The sequence below is a fragment of the Actinomyces oricola genome (genome assembly GCF_004104015.1).
GTDB classification, from domain to species: domain Bacteria; phylum Actinomycetota; class Actinomycetes; order Actinomycetales; family Actinomycetaceae; genus Actinomyces; species Actinomyces oricola.
On the sequence record NZ_RYFV01000019.1, the window covers coordinates 34629 to 49080 of the forward strand.

Here is a 14452-nt window from a genome sequence, read left to right on the forward strand (position 1 = left end):
CCCGTGACTGATCGTTCCAAAGGAGTCCTTCATGGCAAACGCTCCCGTCACCATCACCGTCACCGGTGCCGCCGGCAATATCGGTTACGCACTGCTCTTCCGCATCGCCTCCGGCGCCCTGCTCGGCCCCGACCAGCGCGTCAACTTACGTTTGCTGGAGATCCCCCAGGCGGTCAAGGCCGCCGAAGGCACCGCCATGGAGCTCTTCGACTCCGCCTTCCCGACCCTGGGCTCGGTGGACATCTTCGACGACGCCGCAGCCGCCTTCGAGGGAGCCAATATCGCCTTCCTCGTGGGCTCGATGCCCCGCAAGGCGGGCATGGAGCGCAGCGACCTCCTGGCCGCCAACGGTGGCATCTTCGGCCCCCAGGGCCAGGCGCTCAACGCCGGTGCCGCCGAGGACATCAAGGTTCTCGTGGTGGGCAATCCGGCCAACACCAATGCGCTGATCGCCGCCTCGCACGCCCCCGACATCCCGGCCTCCCGCTTCACCGCTATGACCCGCCTGGATCACAACCGCGCCCTCGCCCAGCTCGCCGTCAAGGCCGGTTGCCACGTCACTGACATTGACAAGGTCACCGTGTGGGGCAACCACTCCACCACCCAGTACCCCGACCTGACCCAGGCCACCGTCAAGGGCGCTCCCATTCCCGAGATCCTCGCCGAGCGCGAGTGGGTTGAGAACGACTTCATCCCCACGGTGGCCAAGCGCGGCGCCGCCATTATCGCCGCCCGGGGCGCCTCCTCGGCCGCTTCTGCCGCTTCGGCCGCCATCGACCACGTCCGCGACTGGTGCCTGGGCGTCACCGGCTACTCCTGGACGTCCTCGTCAATCATGTCCGATGGCTCCTACGGCGTGCCCGAGGGCATCATTTCGTCTTTCCCCTGCACTGCGCGCGACGGTGAGTGGAGGATCGTCCAGGGACTGGAGATCGACGACTTCTCCCGCGCCCGCATTGACGCCTCGGCGGCTGAGCTCCTGGAGGAGAAGGGCGCCGTCGCCTCCATGGGCCTCATCTGAGGATCTCCTCCCCACTGGTGCCCCGGGGCGTGCTGGCGCCCGGGGCACCAGCGCCGTGGCGCGGCGGACTTTTGGGGCGGCGGCGCTGCGGTACTGTGACGAGGTCATGGCACGCCGCAGCTCCAAACGCCCCTACCGGGATGGGCACATCCCCCTGGACATGGGGCGGCTCAGGTCACTTCCTCGCACCCAGGCGGGTCCTGGGGGAGCGGAGTTCACGGTGCGGCGGGTGCGCGGCGGGCAGAAGACTTACACCTGCCCGGGCTGTAATCGCACCATCCCACCGGGCACACCTCATATTGTGGCGTGGAGCACCGAGTCTCTTTTCGGCGCCGATCGAGGACTTGAGGAACGGCGTCATTGGCACTCCTCGTGCTGGCAGCGCGGCCTCTGGTGAGCCCGGGCGCCACAGCTATGTCATCAACTATGTCATTATGTCATACAGTGTGCCCGGCACTGGCACCGTGCCGGCTGTCGGCCCGGCTCCCGCAAGGCGCTTCGGCCGTCCCACCAGCCGGCCCGATACCAGACCGCCCCACGAATCACGCACCCAAGGTGACGGCTATGGATGTACGACTTCGCATACACCTGGACTCCAGTTCGACCGAGCCCGTCTTCGCCCAGATCTGCACCGCCATCCGTACTGACATTGAATCCGGGAGGCTCCACCCCGGAGCCCGGCTGCCGACCACCCGCGCCCTGGCCGCTGAACTCGACGTGGCCGTGAACACAGTCGCCAAGGCGTACCGTGAACTTGAGATCGCTGGATGCCTGGAGGGGCGCGGGCGTCGAGGCACGTTCGTCGTCGACCAGTCGGGTACTGCGCGGCAGCGCGAGGCGCTGCGCTTCACGACAGCCATGCGGGCACTGGGGGCCACCCAGGAGGAGGCCCTGGCGCTGGTGCGCCGCGCCTGGGGCTGAAGGGCGCGTGGCCTTGGACGGCCGGCCGGCGAAGCCCTGGAACCGTCCCAACAGCACCGCCCCCGAGCCTCTGAAAACGGAGCCCAGGAGCGCGCCATGTGTCTGGCGACGCATGCCACTGCACATGGTTCGAGCCATATGCGCACAGAGCGGATTAACCCGATAATCCGGTTAGGTGTTTTTGGTCCCCCGACGCCGTACCGCGTCGGGGGACCAAAAACACCTAACCGGGGAGGGTCAGGCCGTCTTGCCCACGGAAGGGGCCGGAGCCTTCGCCTGGGGCGGGGCCGGCGCCTTCGCCTTCGGGGAGGCCTGCACCTTGGCCTTCGGGGGTGCGGGGGCCGGGGCCGGCTGTGCGGGGGCCGCCTCCTGGGCCTGCTCCGTCTCAGCCTTGGGGTCCTCCTCCACAGCAGCGAAAACGGGAGACGGGATGGCGGCGCCCAGCACTCCTCGCATCTCCTCCAAGTAGCCGGCCACCGAGTCGCGCTGGCGCTCAAGCTCCTTGACCTGCCGGTTGGCGGCCGCCGCCTGGGCCTCGGCGTCAGTGCGGGCGTCCTCGACAATGCGCTCGGCCTCCTCCCGGGCGTCGCGCAGGATCTCCTCGGCTTGGCGCATGGCCTCCTTCTGGCGGGCGGAGGCCGCCTCATCGGTCTGGGCGCGCACCGCCTCAGCGCGGGACAGGGTCTCCTGCAGGCGCTTCTCGGCCTCGGCGGCCTGCTCTTCGGCCTCGGCGTGCATCTGGGCAATGCGAGCACGAGTCGACTCGTGCGCCTCGGCGTCCTCCTTCGCCGCGGCCTCGTGGGCGGCGGCCACCTCCAAGGTGGCCTGCTGCCGCAGTTCAGTGGCCTCGGCGCGGGCCGCCTCCGCCTCATCCTTAGCGGTACGTCGCAGCGTCTCAGACTCACGGCGTGCTGCGCCAAGGACCTCAGTGGCTTCGGCGCGGGCCTTGTCCAAAGTCAGGCGGGCCTCCTCCGTGGCGGAGGAGACGGTCGCCTCGGCGCGGGCCGTGGAGGATGAGCGCAACTCCTCGGCCTCGGCGACGGCGGCCTCGCGCGTGGCCGTGGCTTCCCGCTCGGAGGACACGGACAATTCGGCAGCCTGCTTCTTGGCCTGGCTGACCGTCAGGGCCGCCTCGCGCTCGGCGGCGGCGCGCAACTCCGTGGCCTCGGACTGGGCGTCCGCCGTCATCTGCGCCGCCTGGCGCTCAGCGGCGGCGACGAGCTCCTCGGCACGGGCCTTGGCGTTGTCCAGGAGGGTTGAGGCCTCCGCCTGGGACCTATTGGTCAACTCCTGGGCCTCGCGACGGGCGTCGGTCAGGCGTGCGGCCGCCTCTGCTGAGCTGCGCTCGGATAGGCGCGCCGCATTGGTGCGGGTGCGTGACAGCAGGGAATCGGCCTCGGCATTGGCCTTGGAGAGCACCGAGGCGCTCTGCTCCTCCGCACTGCGCAGGAGCTGCTCGATGCGCGAGCCCAAGCCGGCGTAGCTGGGCTTGTCCGCCTCACGCAGTCGCCGCCTGGCATCGGCGAGCTCTCCGGTCAGGGTCATCGCCCGCTGGTCGAGGTTGGCGACCTCGCGACGAGCCTCTGCAAGCTGACGGTTCAGTGCGTCCAGACGCTGGTCGACCTGCGTCCGGTCATATCCACGCATGGTGATGGCGAACTCGAAGCGGTCTCCGCCCACAGTCCTCACTCCTCACTCCTCCTGGCATTCTGGCGGGCGTCGGCCGCCCTGCCGTAGGCCCTAGATTAGCGGTGCCCGAGGCCCTGTAGGGGGCCGTGAAGAGGGAGGATCACCCCCTCCAACGGCATCCGGAAGGTGCCTCCCAGGTACCTTTCGGGATGATCACGGGCAGATCACGGCTCTTCCGCTCAGGGCGCAGGATCTTGTGATCTTTCTTGGGAGTCGTGCGTCAGCGCCCAAGGCGTGGGACGCTGGGCCTAGAGCGCCTCTGCGCATCCGGATTCGGCGCCGGCTCCAGGGCCGCGCCTTCGGTGCCACTATCCGCCAACCAAGGAGATCAACGTCGTGAACCGACGTCTGCTGAGTGCGATCACCATTCTCATCGGCTTGATCGTCATCGCCCTGGCCGTATGCTCCGCCACCGTGTGGCGCCCCAGCTCGACGGCGCAGGCCCGCATGGCCGCGCCAACCGAACTGCCCTACGTGGTCACCGAGCCCGGGGTGCTTGGTCTGGTCGACTCCGAGGTCACGGTGACAGCCACGGCGGCAACCGATGAGAACGTGATCATTGTCGTTGCCCGCTCCTCTGACATGCAGGCCTGGCTTGCCGACGACCCCTACACGTCCATTAGCGGCCTGAGTGGCTGGGACACCCTGTCTTCTACCGATGTCACCGAGCGCTGCGACCAAGACGGAGCCAGCGTGGCCACATCGAAGGACACGGCCACAGCGGAGGCTGATGCGAGCGCATCGGCCACCCCGGAGGCAGGTGACACTTCCGCCTCCAGCGCCTCTGCGACATGCACTGCCCTGACGAGTTCGGGCGCCGATCCTGCTGCCTCCGATCTGTGGCTCAAGACCCAGACCGGCACGGGCAGCACCAGCCTTACCCTTGACGCCACCAACCCGGACCTGGTGGTGCTCGCGGCCACGACCGGGGCCGATGCCGCACCTGAACTGGCCCTGTCATGGCCCCGCAGCGTATCCACCCCCTGGCTCATCCCGGGTCTGGTCCTGGGTGGTCTCCTGCTCCTGGTAGGGGTCTTCGTGCTCCTCATTGACATCCAGATGCGTCACGCCGACTCGCAGCGGCGCGCCCGCGCCGCCGAGCGCGCCGCCCGTATTGCGGCGGCCGATGGCGTCGCCACGGCATCCCTGCCCATGCTCGACGATCCCGACCGGCCGCTGACTCGCCGGGAAAAACGGGACAAGGAGCGTGCTGAGCGCACCGGCGAGGAGTGGGTCGACCCGCGCACCGGCAAGGTCTATTACGGCGGGGTTGAGGCCCCGACCATCCCTGGGGCCCCCGCGGGTCCGGAAGGGTCCGGCGTCCCCGGGGCCTCAGCGGCACTGGAGTCCTCCGACGCCGTGGGTGGCGCGGAGGTGGACGCCGTGGATGCAGTGGATGCCGTGGATATGGCCGGCACTGCCCGCGGCAGCGCCGTCGTCCCCGGTCTGTCGGCACAGGCCGCGGCCGCCTACCGCGCTGGACGTGAGCCTGAGGAGGGGGACGCCTATATTCCGGCGGCCACGGATGATGACCAGGGGTGGCCGGCGGCCGGTGAAGGGCGGCCGTGGTCCGGGGTTACGGATGACCGGGAGCAGCCGACGGTTGCAGACCATCAGGGGTGGCCGGCGGCCACGGATGATGACCAGGGGTGGCCGGCGGCCGGTGAGGGCCGGCCGTGGTCCGGGGTTACGGATGACCGGGAGCAGCCGACGGTTGCAGACCACCAGGGGTGGCCGGCGGCCGGTGAGGGCCGGCCGTGGTCCGGGGTTACGGATGACCGGGAGCAGCCGACGGTTGCAGACCACCAGGGGTGGCCGGCGGCCACGGATGATGACCAGGGGTGGCCGGCGGCCGGTGAGGGCCGGCCGTGGTCCGAGGTCACCGGTGAGCGGTGGAGGACGCAGCCACGGACCTGGGATCTGTATGGCGCGGACCAGAACGATGACGACAATGAGGAGCACGCATAATGAACAGCCGCCGAGCCTTTCTTGCAGGCAGCACCGCAGCAGCCCTCACCACCCTCTTGGCCGGTTGCTCCCAGGACCTGCCCGCCTCGCCCTCGGCGACAGTGAGCGCCGAGGCCCAGCCCGTGCTGGACTCGGATCGTCTGACCGCCGTCCTGGAGCGCATTAACACCGGTCTGGTGGCGGCTGACAAGGATAAGGACGCCGATGCCCTCAGCGGCTACCTCACCGGGCCTGCGGCGCGCGTGCGCAAGGCCGAGTACGCCATTGCCACCGCCGCCGGTGACGACGGCCTCATTGACGTCTTCTCCACCACCAGCCAGGCCGGCGCAGTGGGCCTGACCACTACCTTCCCTCGCACGGCGCTGACCGTGACCCAGACCGACACCACGAACACCGTCCCCTACCTGCTGACCCTTACCCAGGAAAGCCCACGGGACGACTACGAGCTCTGGGGCTGGGCACGATTGTTCGCCGGGGTCGAGGTGCCCTCCACCACTACCGCCTCGGTGGGCTCTGAACAGGTTGATGTGCAGTCCACGGGCCTGGTTAAGACCCCGCAGGAGGTCCTAGAGGCCTACATCGACGCCTTGAACGCCCCTGACGGGGAGAACGGGGCGCTCTTCGCCGACGACCCTGTTCGCCAGTCCGTTGCCGCCGCCCGGGCCACAGATGTCGCCGCCGCCGGCGAGGTCTCAGTTTCGGCGAGTGCGGGCACAGACGGCTTCAAGGGGCTGCGCACCACTGAGGGCGGTGCCATTGTCACCACCACCCTCGGCTACTCCACCGTGTACAAGAAGACTGTTGCCGGCGCAACCTTCAACCTGGGTGGGACCGTGGGCACTCTTTTGGGCAGCGACACCGAGGTGCGCGGCACTGTCACCGCTTCCTACGATGTCATCATTGCCTTCTCGGTGCCCTCCGCAGACGTCGGTGGGGCGCCAGTGGCTCTGGGAGCCACGATGGTCCTGTCCTCAGTGGCCCGCGATGACTCCCAGGCTCCCGCCTAGTATTGGAGGTCTCCATGAGCATGTTCGGTGCAGTTGACCTGTCCACCCTTGCCCCCACGACGCCTGCGCGCACCTCACCGGCCGGTTCGACCCCCTCACCGGCGGCCGCGGGCCAGGAGCCGGCAGGGTCGCACGCCCAGGGGGTGCCCGCACCCCTGATTGTTGATGTCGACGCCGCCTCCCTGCGCGACGTCGCCGACGTCTCCACCCGGGTGCCCGTCATCCTGATCCTGCACACGCCCCGCTCACAGGCCAGCACAGCGCTCGCCGAGCTGCTTTCCCGTCTCGCTGAGGAGTACCAGGGGCGTTTCGAGCTGGCGCGGGTCGACATTGACGCCGCCCCAGAGGTGGCCCAGGCCTTCCAGGTGCAGTCGGTGCCCGCGATCGTCGCCTTGATCGGGGGGCAGCCGGTGCCCGTTCTTCAGGGCACTATTGAGGAGCCCTCACTGCGTGAGCTCCTCGAGCGCGTTCTGGAGGTGGCGGCCGCCAACGGTGTCACCGGGCGTTTGGACCTGGGGCGGGAGGCGCCCGCGGAGCCTGAGGAGAGCGAGGTCGAGCGCCAGGTCCGCGAGGCCATGGAGCGGGGCGACTATGCGGCCGCGGAGGCCGTCTACGACCACGCCATAGCGCAGAGCCCGGGGGACGGAGACCTGCGTGCCGGGCGCGCCCAGGTCAGGGTGCTGATTCGGATGGAGGGCAAGGATCCCACTGAGCTGCTTGCCGCCGCTGACGCCAACCCGCAGGATGTGGACGCCGCCCTGGCCGGCGCCGACGCCTCACTGGCCATGGGGGATATTGACGCCTGCCTGGGGCGCGCCCTGGAGGCGGTGCGCTCCCATCAGGGCGAGGAGCGGGAGACGGCCCGCCTGCGTCTTTTAGAGCTCTTCGAGGTGATCGGCTCAACCTCCCCAGAAGTGGCGCGGGCCCGCCGCCACCTCGCCTCCATCCTGTACTGACCTGTACTGAGCCCGCACCACCGGCCATTCTTCGCCGTCCTTCTTCTTGCTGACACCCGAGGCGGGCAGCGGTCAGGGGGCGTTGGGTGTCGCCGGGGGACTTCGCTGAAACAAGGCTCTGGGTCCTCCCATATGCGGGAGGACCCAGAGCTGTGCCGTTCATGCGCAAAGGCCGTCAGCCGATCGGCGTCGTCTTAATCCTCCAGACCTCACGGGCGTAGTCGCTAATGGTGCGGTCCGAGGAGAAACGGCCCGAGCCGGTAATGTTGACCCACACCTTGCGCTGCCAGGCCCGCTGGTCGGCGTAGTCGACGGCCATACGATCCTTGGTCTCCCGGTAGGAGGCGAAATCCCCCAGGACGTAGTAGACGTCGGCCGGCTCGTAGGAGTTCTCCAGGAGGCTGCGGCGCAGGTCGGCGAACCAGCCGGAGCCGTTGTCGTCCAGGGTGCCATCGGTGAAGGCGTCCAGGGCGCGCTTGAGGCCCGGAATGTTCTCGTAGTGCCACACCGGGTCGTAGGTCTCACGCAGCGTGGGCAACTCGTCCTCGGTGGCGCCGAAGATGTAGGCATTGTCCGGGCCTACCTCCTCAAGGATCTCCACGTTCGCGCCGTCGAGGGTGCCCAGGGTCAGGGCCCCGTTCATCATGAACTTCATATTGGAGGTGCCGGAGGCCTCCTTGCCGGCCATCGAGATCTGCTCGGAAATGTCAGCGGCCGGGATAATGTGCTCGGCCGGGGAGACATTGTAGTTGTGGATGAAGACAACCTTGAGGGTCTTGGAGACATCAGGGTCATTGTTGACCAGCTCGCCAATGGCGTTAATGAGCTTAATGATGCCCTTGGCGCGGATGTACCCGGGGGCCGCCTTGGCGCCGAAGATGAAGACGCGCTTCGGCACCTCCATGGACGGGTCCTGCTTCATGCGGAAGTACAAGTCCAGGATGTAGATGGCGTTGAGCAGCTGGCGCTTGTACTCGTGAAGACGCTTGATCTGCACGTCGAAGATGGCCTCAGGGTCGATCTCGACACCTTCACGCTTGGCCACCCAGGCGGCGAAGTCCGCCTTGTTGGCGCGCTTGACCTGCGCGAGGCGGTCGAGCACCGCCTCGTCGGCCGCCCCGGCATGCGCAGCCAGGACGGACAGGTCCTTGACCCAGGCGTCCGAGCCGGTGACCTCATCCAGGAGGGCGGACAGGCGCGGATTGCATTGGCGCAGCCAGCGGCGCGGGGTCACGCCATTGGTCTTGTTGTTAAAGCGCTCGGGCCAGATCGCATACCAGTCCTTGAGCGTGTCGCGCTTGAGGATCTCAGTGTGCAGGGCCGCCACCCCGTTAATGGAGTAGGAGGCGTAGCAGGCCAACCAGGCCATGTGAACCTTGCCGCCGGCCAGGGGGGCCATGTAGTCGATGGCGCCCTGATTGACTCCGCGCGCGGTCAGATCCTCGCGGAAGCGACGGTCGATCTCGCGAACAATCTCCAGAATGCGTGGGAAAAGGCGCTCGAAGATCGAGATCTCCCAGGTTTCCAGGGCCTCTGCCAGCACCGTGTGGTTGGTGTACGCGAAGGTGCGGGTCACCACCGACCAGGCCGCATCCCAGCCCAGGTGGTGCTCGTCCATGAGGATGCGCATGAGCTCGGGGATGGCGAGCACCGGGTGGGTGTCGTTGAGCTGGACCGAGTTGTACTCGGCGAAGCCGGAAAGGTCTTCGCCGTGGTGGGCGACGTAGTTGTCGACGATCTCCTGCAGAGAGGCCGAGCAGAAGAAGTACTGCTGGCGCACGCGCAGGACCTTGCCCTCATAGGTGGTGTCATTGGGGTAGAGCACACGAGAGATATCGGCGGTGCGCTCACGCTCCACAATGGCGTCGGTGAAGCGCTGGGAGTTGAAGGCGTCGTAGTCGAACTCCTCAACCGACTCGGCCCGCCACAGGCGCAGCGTGTTGACGTTCTTGGTGCCGTACCCGGTGATGGGCATGTCGTAGGGGACGGCCCGCACGGTCAGGTCCGCGTAGCGCACCAGGCGCTGAGCCTCCTCGCGGCGGATAATGAAGGGGTAGCCCTCCTCCATCCACGGGTCGGGGTGCTCGGTCTGGAAGCCGTCGGAGAACAGCTGCTTGAACAGGCCGTAGCGGTAGAGGATGCCGTAGCCGGCCACCGGCAGGTCCAAGGTGGCGCAGGAGTCAAGGAAACAGGCCGCTAGCCGTCCCAGGCCCCCATTGCCCAAAGCGGCGTCGGGCTCCTGCTCGAGGATGTCGGAGAGATTCTGGCCGAAGGCGCCCACAGCCGCTGCGGCCTCATCGACCAGGCCGAGGTTGGTGAGGTTGTTCAGCAGGGCGCGACCCATGAGGAACTCGGCGGAGAAGTAGTGCTCCATCCGCCCGGCGCGGTATGTCTGCTCGGTGGCGTGCCACTCATCCGCGATCGCGTCGACAATGGCGGAGGACAGGCCCTGCCAGACCTCCATCTGGGTGGATGCGGCGGCCGGGTGACCGGAGACGGCGCGCACCTGGGAAGGCACGGTTGCGGCCAGGTTCTTGGTCATTTTTCTTCCCTTGTCAGGCAACATGACGGTTGGCCGCATGGGGATTGCCGCCAACATGTGCAGCGCCCCACGGCGCTGGGCACAGTCCGGATCATGAGGACCTGCCTTAGCCCGTGCGCATGGATGGCGCTTGCCACGGGCCAAGACCTTACCGGGTGGATGTGGCAGGTGCCCGCTGAGGGGTTGTCGTCCTTGCCACTGAGATTTGGAGACGTTGGCGCGACACGTTTCCAGTTTTTTACGCACCAAAAGTCTTTCGATTATCTGGGCGTGCTCCTCGACTGACAATTCAGAACTGTATTCCTGGCGGGGCGACCCCGGCGGGATGGATCTGCGCATGCCGTCAGCGGCGTGAACGGACAGGGGAACACGCCGGGGACGCGCGACGCGTCGGTGGCCGACGCCATGGCGTCGACCACCGACGCGAGCCCGGGCGGACTCGACTCCACCGCCTCAGTCGCGCCAGGGCGAGCCCAGGGGCCTCACCCGCTGCCCCGTGGGCTCACACGAAACCGAGCAAGCCCGGTGGTTCACCGCCTCAGTCGCGCGTGGGACGCAGGAAGACCGCCCCCATGGGGGGCACGCGCAGCTTGACCGACGCCGGGCGGCCGTTCCACGGCAGCTCCTCGGCCTCAACGTGACCCATATTGCCCACGCCGGAGCCGCCGTACTCGGGGGCGTCGGTGTTGAGGACCTCGTCCCACTCGCCGGCGAAGGGCAGACCCACCCGGTAGCCCTCATGCGGGGTCCCGGCGAAGTTGACAATGCACACCATGAGGTCGTTGTGCGCCTCGGAGTCAGTGCCCTTGCGCAGGTAGGAGATGACATTGTGGTCGCCGTCGCCGGCCTCGATCCACTCGAAGCCGCGGTGGGAGAAGTCATCGGCCCACAGGGCGGGGGAGGCCTTGTAGAGGCTGTTGAGGTCGCTGACCAGTTTGAGCAGCCCCTGGTGGCCCGGGTCGTCTAGGATCCACCAGTCCAGGGACTGGTCGGCATTCCATTCCGCGCCCTGACCGAACTCCTGGCCCATGAACAGCAACTGCTTGCCCGGGTGCGACCACTGGTAGGCGTACAGGGCGCGCAGACCGGCCAACTCCTGCCAGGCGTCGCCGGGCATCTTGGACAGCAGTGAGCCCTTGCCGTGCACGACCTCGTCGTGGCTGAGCGGAAGGACGAACTGCTCGGAGAAGGCGTACACCAATGAGAAGGTCAACTCGCCGTGGTGGTAGCGGCGGTTAATGGGCAGCTCGGCGAGGTAGCGCAGGGTGTCGTTCATCCACCCCATGTTCCACTTCAGGCCGAAGCCCAGGCCGCCGTACTCGGTGGGGGCGGTCACCCCCGGCCAGGCGGTGGACTCCTCGGCGGCCATAATGATGCCCGGGTGCTTGCGGTAGGCGGTGGCGGTGGCCTCCTGCAGGAAGGAAATCGCCTCCAGGTTCTCCCGGCCACCGAACTGATTGGGGTGCCACTGGCCGTCCTGGCGCGAGTAGTCCAGGTACAGCATGGAGGCGACGGCGTCCACGCGCAGGCCGTCGGCGTGGAACTCCGAGAGCCAGTACAGGGCGTTGGCCACCAGGAAGTTGCGCACCTCGTTGCGCCCGAAATTGAACACGTAGGTGCCCCAGTCCGGGTGCTCGCCGCGCTGCGGGTCCGGATCCTCGTACAGGGCGGTGCCGTCGAAGCGGGCCAGCGCCCACTCGTCCTTGGGGAAGTGGGCGGGCACCCAGTCCAAAATGACGCCAATCCCGGCCTGGTGGAGCTGGTCCACCAGATAGCGGAAGTCGTCCGGGGTGCCGAAGCGCGCCGTGGGCGCGTAGTAACCCGACACCTGGTAGCCCCACGAGCCGCCGAAGGGGTGCTCGGCCACCGGCAGGAACTCCACGTGAGTGAAACCGGCCTCCTTGACGTAGGGCACCAGCTCCTCGGCCAGGCCGCGGTAGCCCAGGCCCTGACGCCACGAGCCGACGTGGACCTCGTAAATGCTCATGGGCCCGTTGTGCGCATTGGTCTTAGCGCGCTTCTCCATCCACTCCTGGTCGCCCCACTCGTGGAAGCGCTCAGTGACCACCGAGGCGGTGGCCGGGGGGACCTCCGAGGCGCGGGCCAGCGGGTCCGCTTTCTGATGCCAGGAGCCGTCACCGAAGCACAACTCGTACTTGTAGCGGGCGCCCACGCCCACTCCGGGGATGAACAGCTCCCACACGCCAGACGCCCCCAGGGAGCGCATGGCGGTGGCGGTGCCGTCCCAGTAGTTGAAGTCGCCGACAACGCGCACCGCGCGGGCGTTGGGGGCCCACACGGCGAAAGCGACGCCCTCGACCTCTCCCATGTCGCCGGAGTAGCGCTTAATGTGGGATCCCAGCACCTCCCACAGCTCCTCGTGGCGGCCCTCGGAGATGAGATAGGTGTCCATCTCCCCCAGGGTCGGCAGGAAGCGGTACGGGTCGTCCACCGTGGTGGTGTCCTCGCCGTAGGTCACCGCAATGCGGTAGTCCGGGATGGTGTCACCGGGGATGACGGCGACCCACACGCCGTCGCACTCGTGCACGGCCGGGTAGGTGCCGTCCTTGGTGACAACGCTAACGCCGTCGGCCAGGTGACGAACGGTGCGGATGGTGATGCCGTCCTCGCCAACATGGGCGCCCAGCACCTCATGAGGGTTGTGGTAGCGGGCGTAGGCGACATCCGCGAGGATCCAGGGATCGACGGGAACGGGGGACGGAGACTCGGGGCTATTGACGTCGGTCATGTCATCAACTCTTCCATGAGGTGTGGGTGCCAAGGGCTACTTTGCACCGGGTGTTTCAGGCGGCTGGTGTGTCGGTTGGGAAGGACGGGCGTCCGGCCCGGATCAGCGCTCACCCCCGGCCAACAGGGCCTTAAGGCCATTGACTGGGATGGTGAGCCAGGTGGGGCGGTTGCGCGCCTCGTAAACCGCCTCATAGAGGGCCTTGTCGAACTCCAGGGCCGCCAGCAGGCAGTCCTCGGTCCGCTCCTGCTCCGGAGTCCGAGGCGGGGCGGCGTCCCGGTAGCCGCGCAGGAAAGCCGCGCGCACGGCCGGAAGCCAGGAGGGGTCCTGCGCTCGGCCGACAGCCGCGGCATAGTCGAAGGAGCGCAGCATCCCCGCCACGTCGCGCGCCGGCTGGTCCGGTGCGCTGCGCTCGGCCAGGGGGCGCAAGGGCTCTCCCTCGAAGTCCAGGACATACCAGTGACCTTCAGCGCTACTGGTGTGGAGGACCTGCCCCAGGTGGTAGTCGCCGTGGACCCGGGTAGCGGCGGCCAGGCGCGGCAGGGCGGCCAGGTCGGCCAGCAGGGCGTCAAGGCGCCCCTGGAGGCCGGGCAGGTCGCCAATGAGCGCCGGCACCTCATCCAGGGCCCAGGCGGCCCGACGGCGCAACCCGGCCGCCAGCTCGGCCGGCCGGCCGCCGTCGGCGGTGCCCAGGGCGGAGGCGAGGTGGGCGTGCATGCGGGCGGTGGTCGCGGCCAGGTCCGTGGCCAACTCAATGGCGCGGCGGCGCGCCGGACCGCCGGCGTCGTCCTGCCGGGCCAGGTCGCAGAATAGGGAGAAGCCGTCGCGAGCCCGGGGGATGAAGGCGCAGGCGACCGCGGCGTCGGTGGTCGCCTCCTGGCCCGTGTCCGGGTCGCTCCAGGTCAGGGTCGACCAGGCCACCGGGGGTGGAACCTGCTGCCAGCCATCGTGGGCCAGGGCCACGCACACTTCGACATCGGGGTTGCGTCCGGCGGCGAGCACCCGGAAGAGCTTGACAATGACGTCTCCAGTGGCCCCGTCCTCACGGCCCTGGGCTTCTTGGCCCTCGGCGGGAGCGGGCATGACCACGCTGGTGTTGGACTGCTCCCCCGTGATGACCCGTAGCCGCTGGGCGCGCTGGGCGATGGCGCGCGTGCCTGCCGGGTCCACAGTGGTGCCGGCCGCCAGCGCCGCCAGTGCCCAGGCCCGCCAGAAGGCCGGGTGGTGGGCGCCGTCGACCAGCGCCACCTGGCTCCCGTCAGGGGCGGGGGCCAGCACGCCCTCACTGCCGGGGGCCTCGCCATCGACGGCGAAGCGCGCCAGCTCCGCGGCGCTCTCCAGCACCACGGGCACGTGCATGAGGACGGGAGCCGTCTGGCGGGAGCCGGTGCGGCGAGCAGACACCAGCAGATCGCGGACACTGGGAGCGAGTTCCCAACTGCCGATGATGGACAGCGAACCGGGCTCAGGCGCGGCGTCTCCTTTGAGCGGGAACCAGCGCCGGTCCCTCATCCAGGACTCGAGCGCGGCCAGCAGGGCAGCGTCCTCGGGCCATGCCGGCACCTGGGTGCGATCAGCCATTGTCCTTCCCCTCCCCGT

Annotated in this window: 10 protein-coding genes; 6 read left to right on the forward strand and 4 right to left on the reverse strand. The window is 68.3% G+C overall.

Features of this window, described 5'->3' with window-relative positions; all coding sequences use genetic code 11:
• Nucleotides 1–31: 31 nt before the first annotated feature.
• The 3 genes from EUC46_RS08485 (at nt 32) to EUC46_RS08495 (ending at nt 1942) form a co-directional block, all read left to right on the forward strand.
• Nucleotides 32–1021: a malate dehydrogenase gene (locus tag EUC46_RS08485; protein ID WP_128773740.1), complete on the forward strand. Its 990-nt coding sequence runs from the start codon at nt 32–34 to the stop codon at nt 1019–1021.
• A gap of 106 nt (nt 1022–1127) precedes the next feature.
• Nucleotides 1128–1418 carry a hypothetical protein gene (locus EUC46_RS13055; RefSeq protein WP_128773741.1) on the forward strand — a complete coding sequence of 97 codons (291 nt, stop codon included), beginning with the start codon at nt 1128–1130 and terminating at the stop codon, nt 1416–1418.
• A gap of 167 nt (nt 1419–1585) precedes the next feature.
• Nucleotides 1586–1942, forward strand: coding sequence for a GntR family transcriptional regulator (locus EUC46_RS08495; RefSeq protein ID WP_128773742.1), 357 nt, complete (start codon nt 1586–1588; stop codon nt 1940–1942).
• 237 nt (nt 1943–2179) lie between these two features.
• Here EUC46_RS08495 and EUC46_RS08500 read toward each other — a convergent pair whose 3' ends face one another.
• A complete protein-coding gene (locus EUC46_RS08500) occupies nt 2180–3589 on the reverse strand; it encodes a coiled-coil domain-containing protein (protein ID WP_128773759.1) in 1410 nt (469 codons plus the stop codon).
• A gap of 378 nt (nt 3590–3967) precedes the next feature.
• Here EUC46_RS08500 and EUC46_RS08505 point away from each other — a divergent pair, with 378 nt between their 5' ends.
• The 3 genes from EUC46_RS08505 to EUC46_RS08515 are packed head-to-tail and all read left to right on the forward strand — an operon-like array spanning nt 3968 to nt 7562.
• A complete protein-coding gene (locus tag EUC46_RS08505) occupies nt 3968–5599 on the forward strand; it encodes a hypothetical protein (RefSeq protein ID WP_128773743.1) in 1632 nt (543 codons plus the stop codon).
• Entirely contained in the window at nt 5599–6606 is a 1008-nt protein-coding gene (locus EUC46_RS08510; protein ID WP_206645944.1) for a hypothetical protein, read from the forward strand. The genes EUC46_RS08505 and EUC46_RS08510 overlap by 1 nt, the downstream gene beginning before the upstream one ends.
• Before the next feature lie 14 nt (nt 6607–6620).
• Nucleotides 6621–7562, forward strand: a complete 942-nt coding sequence (locus EUC46_RS08515; RefSeq protein WP_128773745.1) for a tetratricopeptide repeat protein — start codon at nt 6621–6623, stop codon at nt 7560–7562.
• A 175-nt stretch (nt 7563–7737) separates the two neighbouring features.
• Here the strand turns inward: EUC46_RS08515 and EUC46_RS08520 are convergent, their stop codons facing one another.
• The 3 genes from EUC46_RS08520 to EUC46_RS08530 form a co-directional block, all read right to left on the reverse strand.
• The gene (locus tag EUC46_RS08520; protein ID WP_128773746.1) at nt 7738–10104 is read right to left on the reverse strand and encodes a glycogen/starch/alpha-glucan phosphorylase; all 2367 of its coding nucleotides are present in this window, start codon (nt 10102–10104) and stop codon (nt 7738–7740) included.
• Nucleotides 10105–10642: 538 nt separating this feature from the next.
• Nucleotides 10643–12853 (reverse strand): 1,4-alpha-glucan branching protein GlgB, encoded by a 2211-nt coding sequence (gene glgB / locus EUC46_RS08525; protein WP_128773747.1) that lies wholly within the window; start codon nt 12851–12853, stop codon nt 10643–10645.
• A gap of 102 nt (nt 12854–12955) precedes the next feature.
• Nucleotides 12956–14434, reverse strand: a complete 1479-nt coding sequence (locus tag EUC46_RS08530; RefSeq protein ID WP_128773748.1) for a phosphotransferase — start codon at nt 14432–14434, stop codon at nt 12956–12958.
• Nucleotides 14435–14452 lie beyond the last annotated feature (18 nt).